This window comes from Marinobacter sp. MIT932201 (assembly GCF_047123295.1).
GTDB lineage: Bacteria > Pseudomonadota > Gammaproteobacteria > Pseudomonadales > Oleiphilaceae > Marinobacter > Marinobacter salsuginis.
Genome location: NZ_CP138917.1, coordinates 779,345 through 794,126 on the forward strand (window position 1 = coordinate 779,345; position 14,782 = coordinate 794,126).

At 51.6% G+C, this 14,782-nt stretch carries 15 protein-coding genes; 5 read left to right on the forward strand and 10 right to left on the reverse strand.

Annotated features, from left to right (window positions below; all coding sequences use genetic code 11):
• The first annotated feature begins 6 nt into the window (after nucleotides 1–6).
• Complete coding sequence (locus SIC15_RS03590) at nucleotides 7–714, forward strand: M48 family metallopeptidase (protein ID WP_136632024.1); 708 nt, start codon at nucleotides 7–9, stop codon at nucleotides 712–714.
• Nucleotides 715–944: 230 nt separating this feature from the next.
• Here the strand turns inward: SIC15_RS03590 and SIC15_RS03595 are convergent, their stop codons facing one another.
• From SIC15_RS03595 to SIC15_RS03610, 4 genes are all read right to left on the reverse strand, one after another.
• Entirely contained in the window at nucleotides 945–1,358 is a 414-nt protein-coding gene (locus SIC15_RS03595) for an antitoxin Xre/MbcA/ParS toxin-binding domain-containing protein (protein WP_412537079.1), read from the reverse strand.
• 427 nt (nucleotides 1,359–1,785) lie between these two features.
• The gene (locus SIC15_RS03600) at nucleotides 1,786–2,148 is read right to left on the reverse strand and encodes a DUF6527 family protein (RefSeq protein ID WP_412537080.1); all 363 of its coding nucleotides are present in this window, start codon (nucleotides 2,146–2,148) and stop codon (nucleotides 1,786–1,788) included.
• On the reverse strand, nucleotides 2,136–3,542 hold the full coding sequence (locus SIC15_RS03605) for a ThiF family adenylyltransferase (protein ID WP_227549580.1): 1,407 nt from the start codon (nucleotides 3,540–3,542) through the stop codon (nucleotides 2,136–2,138). The genes SIC15_RS03600 and SIC15_RS03605 overlap by 13 nt, the downstream gene beginning before the upstream one ends.
• On the reverse strand, nucleotides 3,539–4,210 hold the full coding sequence (locus tag SIC15_RS03610; RefSeq protein WP_412537081.1) for an E2/UBC family protein: 672 nt from the start codon (nucleotides 4,208–4,210) through the stop codon (nucleotides 3,539–3,541). The genes SIC15_RS03605 and SIC15_RS03610 overlap by 4 nt, the downstream gene beginning before the upstream one ends.
• A gap of 143 nt (nucleotides 4,211–4,353) precedes the next feature.
• Between SIC15_RS03610 and SIC15_RS03615 the strand changes: the two genes are divergently transcribed.
• Both SIC15_RS03615 and SIC15_RS03620 read left to right on the forward strand, forming a co-directional pair.
• On the forward strand, nucleotides 4,354–4,674 hold the full coding sequence (locus SIC15_RS03615) for a helix-turn-helix domain-containing protein (protein WP_136630350.1): 321 nt from the start codon (nucleotides 4,354–4,356) through the stop codon (nucleotides 4,672–4,674).
• Nucleotides 4,674–5,567: an ImmA/IrrE family metallo-endopeptidase gene (locus SIC15_RS03620; protein ID WP_412537082.1), complete on the forward strand. Its 894-nt coding sequence runs from the start codon at nucleotides 4,674–4,676 to the stop codon at nucleotides 5,565–5,567. The genes SIC15_RS03615 and SIC15_RS03620 overlap by 1 nt, the downstream gene beginning before the upstream one ends.
• 262 nt (nucleotides 5,568–5,829) lie before the next feature.
• Here the strand turns inward: SIC15_RS03620 and SIC15_RS03625 are convergent, their stop codons facing one another.
• The 6 genes from SIC15_RS03625 to SIC15_RS03650 form a co-directional block, all read right to left on the reverse strand.
• On the reverse strand, nucleotides 5,830–6,096 hold the full coding sequence (locus SIC15_RS03625; protein WP_081496573.1) for an EAL domain-containing protein: 267 nt from the start codon (nucleotides 6,094–6,096) through the stop codon (nucleotides 5,830–5,832).
• A 133-nt stretch (nucleotides 6,097–6,229) separates the two neighbouring features.
• On the reverse strand, nucleotides 6,230–7,390 hold the full coding sequence (locus SIC15_RS03630) for an NAD(P)/FAD-dependent oxidoreductase (protein WP_053115264.1): 1,161 nt from the start codon (nucleotides 7,388–7,390) through the stop codon (nucleotides 6,230–6,232).
• Between the two features lie 32 nt (nucleotides 7,391–7,422).
• The gene (locus SIC15_RS03635) at nucleotides 7,423–8,931 is read right to left on the reverse strand and encodes a helix-turn-helix transcriptional regulator (protein ID WP_412537083.1); all 1,509 of its coding nucleotides are present in this window, start codon (nucleotides 8,929–8,931) and stop codon (nucleotides 7,423–7,425) included.
• 329 nt (nucleotides 8,932–9,260) lie between these two features.
• Nucleotides 9,261–10,016, reverse strand: coding sequence for an IS21-like element ISSpu5 family helper ATPase IstB (istB, locus tag SIC15_RS03640; RefSeq protein ID WP_008170042.1), 756 nt, complete (start codon nucleotides 10,014–10,016; stop codon nucleotides 9,261–9,263).
• Between the two features lie 11 nt (nucleotides 10,017–10,027).
• Nucleotides 10,028–11,569 carry an IS21-like element ISSpu5 family transposase gene (istA, locus tag SIC15_RS03645; protein WP_053114397.1) on the reverse strand — a complete coding sequence of 514 codons (1,542 nt, stop codon included), beginning with the start codon at nucleotides 11,567–11,569 and terminating at the stop codon, nucleotides 10,028–10,030.
• A 107-nt stretch (nucleotides 11,570–11,676) separates the two neighbouring features.
• Entirely contained in the window at nucleotides 11,677–12,606 is a 930-nt protein-coding gene (locus SIC15_RS03650; protein WP_412537084.1) for a hypothetical protein, read from the reverse strand.
• 258 nt (nucleotides 12,607–12,864) lie between these two features.
• Here SIC15_RS03650 and SIC15_RS03655 point away from each other — a divergent pair, with 258 nt between their 5' ends.
• Both SIC15_RS03655 and SIC15_RS03660 read left to right on the forward strand, forming a co-directional pair.
• Nucleotides 12,865–14,088, forward strand: a complete 1,224-nt coding sequence (locus tag SIC15_RS03655) for an alkane 1-monooxygenase (protein ID WP_199185490.1) — start codon at nucleotides 12,865–12,867, stop codon at nucleotides 14,086–14,088.
• A 137-nt stretch (nucleotides 14,089–14,225) separates the two neighbouring features.
• On the forward strand, nucleotides 14,226–14,744 hold the full coding sequence (locus SIC15_RS03660; RefSeq protein WP_011783984.1) for a rubredoxin: 519 nt from the start codon (nucleotides 14,226–14,228) through the stop codon (nucleotides 14,742–14,744).
• Nucleotides 14,745–14,782 lie beyond the last annotated feature (38 nt).

The following is a 14,782-nucleotide window of genomic DNA, read 5'->3' on the forward strand; positions in this document are numbered from 1 at the left end:
AAACCGATGACACCAAGACGCGTCCGAGACATTGAGTATCAATTATTGCCAGGAAGCCAGCGTAAAACGACGGATATCGTTATTGAGCGTAATGGGCAAATAGTCGTACGCCCGCCAGTGGGCTACACACCGGAACAAGTGGACTCGCTGGTAGAAAGTAAACGCCTTTGGATCTACCGAAATTTGGCCGAGTGGAAGGATTTGAACGCCACGGCGGTGGCGCGAGAGTGGGTCAATGGCGAAACCTTTCTCTACCTGGGTGGTGCGTATCGGCTGAGTCTGGTGTCTAGTCAGGACGAATCTCTGAAGCTGAAAGATGGACGTTTCTGCCTCAATCGTGACTTGATTGAGCAAGGTGGCACACAAGCGGCACGAACCGCTTTTGAACAGTTCTATGCCGACAAGGGACAACAACGGTTTGCCGACCGGGTAGCTTATTTCGCCCCGAAAGTGGGTGTTGAAATCAGCTCAATCCGGGTTAAGGACATGGGCTACCGTTGGGCCAGCTGCGGGCGCAGCGGCTCCTTGAATTTCCACTGGAAGTGCATGATGGCACCGCCGAAGATCATTGATTACTTTGTTGTTCATGAGCTTTGTCACTTCCACTATCGCAACCACACTGATGCCTTCTGGAATGAGGTGGACAAGGTCCTATCGGACTGGCGCGAGCGAAAGGAATGGCTGCGAAAGCGGGGTGCCAGCCTCGACATTTAAGGCGTCATTATGGGTCATAGTTGTTGATGCAAACCAAACAGGAGTTTTCACAGGATCCCGAAGTCAAGGTCCGAGTTTACCGCGGTAAACTCGGACCACCTCAAGCTCAATAAAGCCTGTTATGAACCTTTCCCAGCAACCAAAATTGGTCAGTTAGACCGCTTCTGCGACAATTTAATTTAATACTCAAACGTTGTTCCGCTGAGGTTGCCGTAAACGTAAAGGAAGGATTAGCTGAAATCTCCGTATTCAATCTTACGTAGAGTTTGCATAACCCATCGTCGACCCTCAAAAGTATCCATCAAGTTAAGCGGGCTGTTGTCTGCCAGCGCTGGGACTGAGCTGACTAACCACTCGATAGACTTCTCTTGCGAACCCCAAGTGGCTTCTCCCGCTTTTAGTACTCTAGCTACGTCGAGCATACTCTCCGTTGTTCTTCGGCTTAATGCGTCCGATTGGCAAGCCAAAACTAATTGATCTGGATTCATTGCAAGCGCATTGCCTATACCTTCTTGTAGACCAGTCGACTGGATCATAGAAGCTAACCATTGTCCGGGTGCGCCGGAGCGCACTGCTGAGATGAAAGCTTCTGGGTTTGAAAAAAGCTCGTCGGGGATGCAGCCAAATAAAAGCTTCCGCGTCATTAAAGGAGTCCGCGCAGGAGATGGTTCAACGGCTGGGCGTGACGACCTCGAACCATCGTTATCGTTGATACGTTCATCCTATCTATATTTAGGAGATTTCTCATCATCAGGGGGAATTGAATTGCCCTCCGTGCTACGTTCAGCCGAAGATGAAAAATCTGGCTCCAGTTTTTCTGTTTTCGTCGGGAAACTGCATGTTTCCTAGTAGTAAGGCAGTTATAGGGCGTGGGCCGCTTCTACGGAGAGTGGGGTCGGAATTGGTTGTAGAAGATCCTCCGCGCTTCAAGCCCCCTCTGCGAACAGATTTTGAGTGACCTCCAAATGCGATCGTTGCAAGAATTCAACTGGCTGAAGATGAATCAAAAAAACTGGGTGCAGGACGGCGATTTTAAACCCAGTTGCCCCAATGACCGCATTTGGAGGTCACTCAAAATCTGTTCACTTGGCTTTCCGGCCTACACCAAACGACCCGCCCAGATTTAAGCCAAAAATGGGAACCGCAACCGGATTGGCGCCATATCGATGGGTGCAGGGTAGGTCGATTCTTGGCGTCAGCGTGGATGGTCCAGCGAGGCGCTACACCTTTCATGACCATCAATTCGATTGAATCACCACACCCGCAAGGACACAGCATGGCAACTGCATAAGGACCATCATCTTCAAGCAGAATTAGACGCCTCTTCGGTATCTTGTTGGGGAACAGATCATCGTTGATTACCACCATTTTGATTGGGAAAAAATCCAAAAAGCGTTGCCTTAGGGCCACAAAAAAACGTTCTAGGCAGCGCATTTAATGTCTCCGAGCATTGGCAGTCCTAATAACGGCGAGGATAGCCCCGCTGCATATCGTTCACAGCGAACTGGCTGAAATTCATCCTCACCAAAATATTCTGTTTCCTCGATCGCTAGAGCAAACATGGTTCGTGCATAAGGACGGTTACCGTCCAGTCGGTACCGAAATGTTCGCGCAATAAACTCCTGAACAACCATACTTGCAGCGCGCATGTTGACACTAATTACCGAGGGCGCCTCCTCGGTGCTGCCTGGCATATAACCTTCTTGGACTTGCCTGCTGAATCTCTTGGGGTCGGTGAGCCGCAACTCCTCGGCAGCAATATCTTCTGCTGAATATACGCCTCGAGTAAGTAGAGTTGATCCGCCGGGTTGCAGATAATCTATACGCCCCTGGATATCCTGAATAACATTCTCGCCTTGGCGATTCTGTCGCACCGGGATGACTACTCCGACATCGAAAAGTGGCAGAAGCAATGACGATGCAAGGCGTTGACATATATCTCGACCTATAACTGAATCAACGCAGCAAAAGAGAACGTCAACTTTTGATAGTGCCTCAATAGCCTCACGGGAACCGACCTCATGGCAGACGGCATTGACAACGGTTTTTGGAGATATTGCTGAGGCTGCTCGTTGAAATAACTCAACCTTAGGTAGCGCAGATTCTGCATCATGTAAGGTAGAGTTGAGTATTCGATTTAGGTTTTTCGGCTCAAGGGTGTCATGGTCGACCACGGTCATTTCATCCAATCCCAGCCTGAGTAGCTGTTCGGCAACAATGCTGCCCGTGCCCGATACGCCCACGACTCCAACATGAAGCCGCTCAAGCTCGCTGCGCATGCCAGCAGAAAATGCCATCGGAACTGAGTTTCGCGGATTGTTGGCCCAGTAAAGTGAGATATCATCCCCGATTACAGTTACCAAGGATAAGTCGCTCGACTTCTGTTTAAGGTTATAGACTCGCGCACGGATCCAGCCATTAGGCAACATGATGGCAGATCCATGCAGCATTTCCCCGGACCTGCCAGAAGGTCTTGCCAAAAAGAGGGAGTCCAGCAACTCCAAATCCGAGTCATTATCGGTTTGAGAAAACTCGCTTCCTCCTTGAGGGTGGGAATGCACTAGGATCAAGGAAAGGTCATCCTTTTCAGCTTTTTCTAAGCAATCCTCGATATGTTGTCCCGGCCACGTAACCCAGTTCTGCAACCGCTCACATTCACTGTGTGGTACGCAGTGCACTTCTTTGACCATAATGCGCACACGAGCTCCCATAACCCTAGAACACAAAAGTATAGCTGCGGCCTCCAGACCATCGCCGGGAAATAGGTGGTTCTGTAGTTTCGTGTAGTCGGTGGCAGACATCCCAAGCGTTGAATTCGATTGACTCATTGCTCGACCTCCCGACAGATTGACTCATCAACAAGCGCCATATGAGTACGAATCGAGTCGCTGTCGGCATTCCATGGTGCCGTCGGGTGACGAGACCAGCGCTGGTATGCGTTGCCCTCAATAGTTTGCCGGGACTGGGTTTGAGGGATTTCTTGATTGTCTTTCCTCTCCAACCACGGCGAACAGTAGAACATGTCCAGCTTTGCCGCCGGATAATTCTGAGGAATGCCAATTGCGATTGTGCAGAAAGCCAGCTTGTAACCTTTAGGTAACGGATAGCCGCGCAACAGAAGCCAACGCCCTGAATCCTCCTGCACCGTTTCCCACTTTATTCCCAGTCCATCAAGATAAGGGTAGTCTTTAGGCAATAAATCGAACTCCCGCCTCAAGACTCCAGAATCTCCGTTGTTGACCTGTCCCTTCAGCACCCGAAGGCGCTCCAGGCCTGGATGACAGAGGTTGATCGTGCTTTCCAGCTCAACAGGCTTCTTCTTTTCACCCGCAACTTTTACGGTAAGGATCCATTTCTGATTCAGATCGTATCCAGCGCGCTCCAATGCTTCCCGGACAGTAATTTCAGGTTTGTCCCATTCAAAGCGCTCTCCTTGAACATCCAAGATCCAAGGCTTCTCAGAGGGCTTGCCATTCTGTTTCTTGCTATCGGTCATAACAATCACCATATTCAGTAACGTTTGTGTTCGGTACACCGAACGATAATTGAAGCTTCACACAGCAGAGCTATACTGTCAACAGGTACTAAAGTGTTCGGTAGGGAGGTACAATCCTGCACCCCACAATTGAGAGGTGTTAAATGACGTCACCACTAGGCAAAAAAATCCGGGCTCGCCGAAATGAACTTAAGATGAGCCTAGAAACTCTCGCGACGCAGACTGATTCGAGCAAAAGTTACATCTGGGAACTTGAGAACAGGGATAACCCGAAGCCCTCTGTTGAAAAGCTCAATCGAATTGCTGAGGCATTGAAGGTTACGATTGAGTATCTTTGGAATGCAGAAGAAGAATCTCCTGATGAGTCGGTTAAAGATCGAGCATTTTTCCGCAAGTACCAAAACCTGTCCTCTGATGACAAAAAAAGGCTTCAGAGGATGCTAGATGCCTGGGATGAAGATTAATGAGTGCTGCCCCCAAAGCAGAAGCTAACCGCATCTCCACACTTCTAAACCACGCCTTCGGACCTAACCGATTTCCTGTTGATGTCGAACAAGTAGCGCGCGATTATTCAAAACAGATATCGCCGGAGTCTTACATAACTGACATCAAGCCTATCCCTATGGATGGATTTGAGGGGTGCCTGAAAGCCAAGCCAGATCGAAGCAAATGGATGATAGCCTACAATCCTGACCAAGGCTCTCAGGGTAGATCACGTTTTACCTTGGGGCACGAACTCGGCCATTTTGTTTTACACAGGAATCTGCAGCAGACCTTTGAGTGCACCGAAAGAGACCTTTACGACTGGGATTCACCATTCCGGCAAATGGAATCTGAGGCGGATATTTTTGCATCTTACCTATTGATGCCTCTGGACGATTTTCGTGCGCAACTTGCTCCTGGCAATGAATTGGATGTAGAGGTGCTCAGACACTGTCGCGACCGCTATGGGGTATCGTCAATGGCTGCAGCCTTAAAATGGATTGAAATAGCACCAAGACGTACGGTTGTTGTCGCGGTGCGGGATGGTCACTTGCTATGGGCTCGTTCTAATGACAGGGCTCTCAAGAGCAGATGCTACTTTGCAGCCAGTAAACAAACCATTGCTGTACCACCTGAATCCTTGTTGGCCAAGAGTGAAGAATGCGGCCAGTCTGGTCAATGGACTACCCACGCAAGGATTTGGTTTCCAAATGAGCCCCACGACATGCCGATGAGTGAAACGGCAATCTGTATTGATAACCCTGCATTTCCATATGTACTCGGCATTCTTCAGATGCCAGAAGCAGAGTTTCACTGGACGAGTAGCAGCGAGGAGGATGAAGCAATGTTTCCTCTTACCGGAATGCAATGGTGACCACAATGCCAAGAACACCGGGGAAATAAAACGAAGACGCAATTTGGCGGGCTTCGTAGTGCCTGTACTGATTATTTGATGCTTCTGCGCTGAACTACGGTTTTATTGGTGATTCGTCGATTGATCTTTTGCTTCCAAGCGATTTGCTTGGGAGACAGTTTACGCTTTGGTCGCAAAGCGAACGTTCAGATGGTGCGATAACGCCGGCGCACACTAAGCGTCCGGTGATCCCAAATTGATTCGATGACCACCATCGGGCCAATTAAACCCAGTCAGTAACTTGTAGGTACTCCTCGCACCTTTTGACTGAGAGCGGCTTAGCATATAGATAGCCTTGTCCCGCATCACAGCCAAGGATTCGGAGATGGTTTTCTTGCTCTTTGGTCTCAATTCCCTCGGCCAGTACATCGAGTCCTAGGCTATGTCCCATCTGAATAATCGCTTTGGCAATTGCTCCACTTTCCTGGTCGTTAGGTAAGCCCCGGGTGAATGACTGGTCACTGTGGCCATCACAGCTGGGCTGGGCGATTCTGTATCTCCTGCTCTACAGCAGAGCTTGTGGGAGGGCCAGAATCCCCCTGCAGCTGGATATGCTCAGTCACGAGGCTCGACACATAGAAATCTCAGAGATGAGAATGAGCTGCATCCCATCTCGCTTACACTTACCCGGAGAGAGCTTTAGATAGCTTGGCTTGCCGGGTGGGAAGATTGACCGTTTCAGCTGCGATCATCCGGTCTCCGGAAAAGAGCCAGAATTCACAGGCATTGTCACTCTCTGTGGGACGCCGCTGAATTCGGTCGTATCCAGTGGCGATTCCAATACACTGGACTTTCATGCCGTTGAGATCTGACCAAAAACGAGGAGGAGAGGCAGGCGGAGACGGTTTACCACAAATATGAGCCGCCGCAATTTGTGCTTGAAGCATGGCATTGTGAATAGTTTCTATTCGGATGGGTGTATTGGTGGAAACGTTGACGGCTTTAGCGCAATCTCCGATCGCAAATATGTCAGGGTCGGAGCTACGCATGCCGCTGTCTACTATAATACCACCGTCGCAATCCAGGTTTGCGTCTTGCGCAAGTTCGGCATTGGGGATGGCTCCTATACCGATAACAACGACGTCTGCGGGTTTGGTAGTGCCGTCGGACAAACGGATACCGGAAACTCGGTCTCCCTCAGTGAGAATCTGGTTGACGCTAGCATTGAAGTAGAACATTACGCCGGCGGAGGCCATGCGGTTTCTGACAAAATTACTTGTTAATGGTGACGCTACTCGACACATCGCTCGGCTGTTGGCCTCAAACACAGAGACTTGTTTTCCCTGTAGATTGGCAGCGGAGGCGACTTCAAGCCCGATAACACCCGCGCCGAGAATGGCCACCTTCTCGCATTCCGGGGCTAACAGGGCATTACGTAATGCGGTGGAGTGGTCAAGATTCCTGAGATAGAAAACATTTTTTGCGCTCTCACCAGGTAAATCAATAGGACGTGGCCTCGCTCCTGTTGCCAAAATCAGCGTGTCGTATTTAATTTTCCTGCCGCCTTGAATCACTACTTGCTTTGCCGATCGTTCAAGCGCTATTACTTTACCGCCTTGTTCAAATTCAACTTTGTTGTCCCGAAAGAAATTAGGAGAACGGATCGGAGTTGGCGAGGGCAACTCATCTGAGGTCAAATAGGCTTTGGACAACGGGGGACGCTGGTAAGGCAGCGTGTTTTCCTCGCCCAAAATGGTAATCGTTCCGTCGAATCCATTCTGGCGGAGAGCCTCTGCGGCGGTCAGGCTGGCTATTCCAGCGCCAATGATAACTATTTTTTGCATATTCGCTCGATTCCTCTTTTGTTTTTGTAGCACTATAAAAGTCCGCGCAGTCGAGCTTCAGTGACTGCCTGAACCCGGTTGGTTACTTTAAGTTCGCTGAAAATCTTCTTCATATGCCATTTGACGGTATCCTCCGTCACAAGAAGCCGTTCAGCGATTTCTCTGTTGGTCATTCCGTTGCTTACGCATTTCAACAGAGAAATCTGCTTTATCGTGATGGTTGAGTGGGCATTGCCGGGCACAGGTGGCACGCTGGAGTCTTCTATTCTGACATCGGGATCCTTCGTAGCTTTAGCTTCAGAGTCGTCTGGCAGATCGTTAAAAAGATCCTGAGCAAGGGGGCTAAGAGAAAGTAGCGCTTCTTTGATCCAGAGCCGTGTGAAGTGACAGTTCAAATGTTCCGAAAGTAGGTTTGCATCAAGAATCATGCGCTTCGCCGATTTTGATGAACCGAGGGCAAACGCTGCCAGGGCCTGACAATAGTGGGCGGCGATCCTGGTTCTAGCGTCTGAAATTGCGCTGGCGCTTTGTAGTGCTTGTTTGGCATATTTTTCGGCGACACCAAACTGTTTCCCAAGCCGTAGTCTATACATTGAGGTTACCAGGGCCATACGTGCTTGAATGGCCTGGTTTTGATTTGGCAGGAACGTCAGCTCACATTCATCGGGGAGTATAGGTGGACCCAATTCCTCGTTGTTCAGGAGAGTAAACTCAGCTAACTGAACTTTAGTCAGGATATTTAGACGAGAGAGCTCTCGCTCGCAGGAGGCTAAGCGGGATTGTTCCAACAAGGCCATGGCTCTATCTCGGAACCCTTGGTGGTACAGAAAACGGCTGTAGGCCTGTGTACACCCCCACAGAATATCTGTAACGCCATAGTTCAAAGCGAAATCGAACGAAGCCTGTGCAGATTCCTGGGTAACCAGGTGATGGTTCTGTTCGTGCAGGATTTGTAACTCAAGGGTGCCAAACATTTTATTTAAAAAAGTTTTTGGCACCTGAATCTTTTCTGCTGTTTTATTCGCTTGAAGCAACACACTCCTTGCTCGGGCGATGTCCCCCTTGAACAGTTCACCCTGAATTTCTGCAGTTTTAAGCCAAATAAAAGCGTAATGTTGATTGGATGACTGGATGGCCACAGCCGCTCGATGGGACAATCGCTCCAACTCTTCAAAATGGCGTCCACTGGAGGCAATGAATGCCTGGCAAGTAAGTGCTGCGCCTTTGCCAACCATGTTACGGTCGCCAAAGGCGTCTATCCATTTTTGACAGAGAACCTGACTCTCCAGTAATTTATCCTGTGTAGCTTTGCCTATCGCATTAACCAATTCCCGCCATCCTTCCTCATCAAGATCGCCCACCCCCCTGGAGCTCGGATGAAGCGAACTAACCAGTATTTCCTCTGCTTGACGAGCTTGTTGGCTGAAATACAAAATCCACGCGTAACCTATGCTCAAGGCAGCGATTTTTTTTATCGTACGAGCCGGTACTTTTCCAAACCAGGTACGAAGTACTTCGATTTCACCCTGTCTGAGTGCCACGTCCAGGATAATGCTGTCACTTACGACGCGAGCCCATCGATGGTCACTGGCTTCCAGAGCTGCATTGATTGAATGGAGGTACTCTCCCCTACGCCAATGCCAGAACGCGACCCGTTTCAGTACATACGAGCGACGTTCTCGTTGGGTGGTGTTAAATAAACTACGCAAATACTCTCGCAGCACAGGGTGCATATCCATACGATCAGCAGAAGTCCCGGTGGGAGCTGCGTAAACCGCTGAAGGTTGCCACCCATTCCACGTGAAGCCTGCCACCCGGACCGGAGCAAGGCTGCCACCCATCGGAGCGTAGCGACGCGGGGTTTCTCTTCTTACTCCGAAGTCTCAGTGCCCGTCAACTTTGCCTGCTGTTTTCGCATGGATTCGCCCCGCAGATTGATCTTGTAGGCGTTGTGTACGAGCCGGTCCAGGATGGCATCTGCCAGAGTGGCGTCACCGATGATGCCGTGCCATTCCTCGATGGGTAATTGGCTAGTGGCGATGGTGGAGCGCCGGCCATGTCGGTCTTCCAGCACCTCCAGCAAGTCCCGCCGGTTCTCCGCGCTCAGCTTCATCAGCCCCCAGTCATCCAGGATCAGCACGTCGACCTTGGCCAGGCTGGTCAGGAGCTTTGAGTATTGGCCATCGCCCTTGGCGATGGTCAGCTCTCGTAGCAGCCGGGTCAGGCGGACGTACTGGGCGGTGTAACCCTCCCGGCAGGCCTTGTGTGCCAGAGCACAGGCCAACCAGGTTTTCCCGACGCCAGTCGGGCCGGTGATGAGCACGTTCAGGTGTTCCTTCACCCACTGGCAGCTGGCCAGACTCTGGACAAGCCCTTTATCCAGGCCCCGTGAGTTCCGGTAATCAATGTCTTCGAGGATGGCGGCGTGTCGCAGCTTGGCCCGGCGCAGGCGGCTGCTCATGCGTCGGTTGTCCCGTTCCGTCATTTCCCGGTCGACCAGCAGGCCAAGGCGCTCCTCGAAGCTCAGGTCGGTAATGTCGGGGGTGGCCGATTGATCCGCCAGGGCGGCGGCCATGCCGGTCAGTTTGAGGGCGTGGAGCTTATCCAGCGTGGGATGTTTCAGCATGTCAGGTTCCTTCAGTGGTAGTAGGCGGGGCCACGGATGTTGTCGTGTGTGTCGGGTAAGGCCAGTTCTTGTTGCTCTTCCAGGGGCTGCTCATCCAGGCGGTGCTTGAGGATGGATTCGATGCTCTTGTATCGGCAACTGCCCAGCATCAGGGCGCGTTGGCAGGCACGTTCTAATCGTGCCTCGCCGTAGCTCTGGCCCAGCCGGAGAATGCCCAGACAGGACCGATAGGCCTGTTGCGGATGCTTTCTTGCCCCCAGCGCGGTACGGATAAGCTTTTCAGTTGCCGGTCCAGTCTTGGCTGCCCAGGCGGTCAGTCGCTCTGGGGTCCACTCGCCGGCTTGGCGATGGGACTCCGGCATGTGAGCGGCGATGGTGCTATGCCGACCCTTCTGATCCGAACGCCGGTGGCTGGCGATCCGGTTGCCCCGGTGGAAGCATTCGATGGTGTTGTGGGTGATCCGGACCTCCACCTCTTTCTTGATCAGGGTGTAGGGCACCGAGTAGTAGTGCCCATCGATGGCCACGTGGTAGTCGATGTGTACCCGGGCTTTTTTCCACTCGGCGTAGACATACGGCTCGGCGGGTAGCGGTTGTAGAACCGGCTGGTCCAGCTGTTTGAAGTGATCAAGCCGGCACCCGGGCAACTTGCGGAAGGGGCGGCTATTGAGCTTCTCCAACAGCTCACGGATGGTGGCGTTGAGCTGCCCCAGGGAGAAGTGCTGACGATGGCGCAGGGCCGCCAGGATCCAGCGCTCAACGATCAATACGCCACCTTCCACCTTGGCCTTGTCACGGGGCTTGCGAACCCGTGTGGGGACAACGGCCACGCCATAATGGCTAGCCATATCCTGATAGGTCGGATTGAGATCCGGCTCGTAGCGATGGGCCTTGCTGACGCCGGAACGGAGGTTATCCGGAACCACCAGTTCCGGCACGCCGCCCAGGAACTCGAAGGCTCGGATGTGAGAGCCGATCCAGTCCGGCAGGGTCTGGCTCCAGGTGGCCTCGGCGTAGGTGTAATTGGACGCACCCATCACCGCCACAAAGACTTGCGCCTCATGGATCTCACCGGTGGTGCGATCAATGACGGGCACCGTGTGCCCAGCATAGTCCACGAACAGCTTTTCACCGGCTCGGTGGTCCTGACGCATCACCAGATCCAGCTTGCCCTGCCAGGCCCGGTAGTGCTCGCAGAACCAGCTGTACTGGTAGCCATCCGGATTGGCTTCCCGGTACTCCTGCCAGAGCAGGAACAGGGTGACGTTCTTGCCCCGGAGTTCATCGTGGATTCGCTTCCAATCCGGAATGCCTCGGGCCTGTGCCGGCAGATCCGGTGGTGGCGGGAACAGCCGTTGCTCCAGCTGGGCTTCACTCAGATCCTCTGGCAGCGGCCAGCCAAGCTCCGCCTCAGCAGCACGCCGCAGATACTCGCTCACAGTGGGGCGACTGATGCCGCAGGCTGCGGCAACCTGCCGGTTACTCAGCCCTCGCTCCCACTTGAGGCGAAGGACTTCTTTGATTTTACGCATGGATAACCTCATCGCTGGCATCTGGCCCTCTCCGGATGAAAAGGAGCAGAGTACCGTTAGTTATCCCGCGCCGGACGTTTTGATGGGGAAATCAGGCAGCCTGCCAGGGTGGCAGCTTTGCCGTGGAATCAGTGGCAGCTTTCGCGTGGAATGGGTGGCAGGCTTCGTCTGGAATCAGTGGCAACCTTGGTCTGGAATACGCAGGGAGCTAAAAGAGCATAATGTTCGTTAAGAAACGTAATTTCCCGGTCGGCCTCTTCTGTCTTATAGACATAGCCATAGCATTCAGCGCTGATTACTTCGAGCATCGCTGCATTGCAAAGAAAGGTCCTCGTACTATTGGGTAACGCAGTTAAGAGGTTGTCCCTGAAATACGAGCGAGTTTCCGGCCAAGTCGCTGCGGGGAGATTTGGGTTTGGGGTTCGGCACATAAGCCTGACAAGTGCTGGCCATCCACCGGTCGCTTTTATGATGTTGCTGGCTTCGGGGCCACCCATACCCGATAATTCACTAACCTCCTCTTCTGTAAATACAAGTTCATCAGCACCATACGTTACAACACCCGCCATCATAGACAAACGTGGCAACGCCCCGACGCGACTCGGTGCAATGAAAAATTTCACATTGCTCGGTGTTTCACAGATTAAATCCTCAATCAAATCCGCGGTATGTTTAGCCTCGCCAACCCCATCAAGGCAAATTCTTATCGTCTTTTTTGCATTACACAGTGCGTTTCGAAGAACTTCGATGGTGTCGATGTCACTTTTTATCGTGCGCCAGGATTCAACTCCTTCGAGTTGATATAAAACTAACGCTGCAAACAAACTGCCATTAACGTCACATGAGTCAGGGCACGACCGGGTATTGATATAAACGGCGCTCTCAAGTTCCAGTTCGCGAGTGTTTGCTGCCAAGGCCACTTGTACAGATTTTCCATAGCCTGGCGGGGCCCGATACAGAACTACCTTTGATTCAGGCGTAGCAGAAGCGCTCAGGCAATAGCGGTCTAAACACCCTTGAGTAATGAAACACTGACGAGCCCACATCCTTTCAGACATCCTCCGACACCAGTCTTCCAAGCTATGGCGGGTCATGACAATCCGATCTCCTGCTTCGTCTCCCCGAAACGCGAGGGCGCTATGGGGTGAAAGCATATTGATAGATGTCTAGTGCGAAAACTACCCCTTAGAGTAGTTGTTTGATCTCCGGTTCTGGCCAAACCTGTTCATGCCTACAACTTGTCCGTTCACCTGAGGGACTCGGTGTTCGCACAATGTAGAAAAATGATCAAGCTGAAAAACAATAAGGTGATCCTAATGTCAATGTCAGAAAATGTCTTAACAACAGAGTCTCTTCAGAGAGACCCTGATGCCGAAGGTTATGTGGACAGAAAACGCCACCTGTGGGTCCTTTCTGTGCTGTGGCCAGCGACGCCTCTTATTGGCCTTTATTTGGTATCCCAAACTGGATGGAGCATTTGGTACGGATTGGTGTTGATCCTTTGGTATGGCGCAGTTCCCTTGATTGATGCCATGTTTGGAGAGGATTTTTCCAACCCCCCCGAGTCGGCCGTGCCTCGGCTTGAACAGGATCGTTACTACCGGGTACTGACCTACTTAACTGTTCCTATTCATTATGCGGCCTTGATTGTCAGTGCCTGGTGGGTATCCACGCAACCAATGAATGTTTTCGAGTTTCTGGCATTGGCCCTTTCCCTGGGAATCGTGAATGGTCTGGCTCTGAACACAGGCCACGAACTTGGCCATAAAAAAGAAACGTTTGACCGTTGGATGGCGAAGCTTGTCCTCGCCGTGGTCGGATATGGTCATTTCTTCATTGAGCACAATAAGGGGCATCACCGTGATGTGGCTACGCCGATGGACCCGGCGACATCCCGCATGGGTGAGTCCATTTACTCATTCTCACTGCGTGAAATTCCCGGTGCTTTCAAGCGGGCATGGGATTTAGAGGAACAGCGCCTCAGTCGTTGTGGAAAAAGTGTCTGGAGCCTGGAGAACGAAGTTCTTCAGCCTATGATTTTGACCGCTGTGCTTTATGCGGGATTGCTGGCGTTTTTTGGTCCCTTAATGCTGATCTTTTTGCCCATTCAAATGGCCTTTGGCTGGTGGCAGCTGACCAGCGCCAACTACATTGAGCATTACGGATTGCTGCGCGAGAAGATGTCGGATGGACGTTATGAGCGTCAACAACCGCACCACTCATGGAACTCAAACCATATTATGTCGAACCTGATTCTGTTTCATTTGCAACGACATTCCGACCATCACGCCCATCCTACAAGGTCCTATCAATCGCTTCGCGACTTCAAAGACCTGCCTTCCTTACCATCGGGATATCCCGGGATGTTCCTGGCCGCAATGTTTCCCTCATGGTTTCGTTCGATAATGGACCACCGGGTGCTGGATTGGGCTAAAGGAGATCTCGATAAGATTCAGATTCAACCCGGCAAGCGTGAATTCTATGAGCGTAAATTTGGTGGGACTGATTCTGAATCAGTCGATACCGCCGCGGCTAAATGATCGGCTAATCGGAACTTATATACCTCGTTTACTTTATTTACGTTGCAGAAAAAGAGCCTCTGACGTGCACCTGAAAGAGGGTGCGCGTCGGGCGCTACCAAAACAAAGACAATAATATCGTTTGAAAGGTGCTCTAAATGGCTAAGTATCAATGCCCTGATTGTGGTTATGTATACGACGAAGTGGTTGGTGATCCGCACGAAGGCTTTCCTGCAGGAACGACATGGGAAAAAATTCCTGAAGACTGGTCCTGTCCAGACTGTGCCGTCAGGGATAAGGTTGACTTCGTTGCGCTTCAAGAAGCGAACCCGGAACTTTCGGTGTCCGCAACCAATACAGCGGTCCGCCCTGCCAGCCAAGCTAAGACCGAGGGAGCATCGCAGAAAGCAACGGGCGCATCTACTCCTTCAGCTAAAAATAAAACAAAGCCCAAAGCGAAACCCAAGCCTAACTCTTCAAAATCGCCGAAAGACTCGACTCAAAAAGATACCTATCGGAAGTGGGTCTGCATCACTTGCGGCCATATCTACGATGAAGCTCTCGGAGATGAAGCCGAAGGCTTCCCTGCCGGCACTCGTTTTGAAGATATTCCAGACGATTGGTGCTGTCCGGACTGTGGTGCCACAAAAGAGGACTATGTCCTCTATGAAGACTAGTAATCCGATGGAAAATAACAACAGTCTCGTTCGGCAAG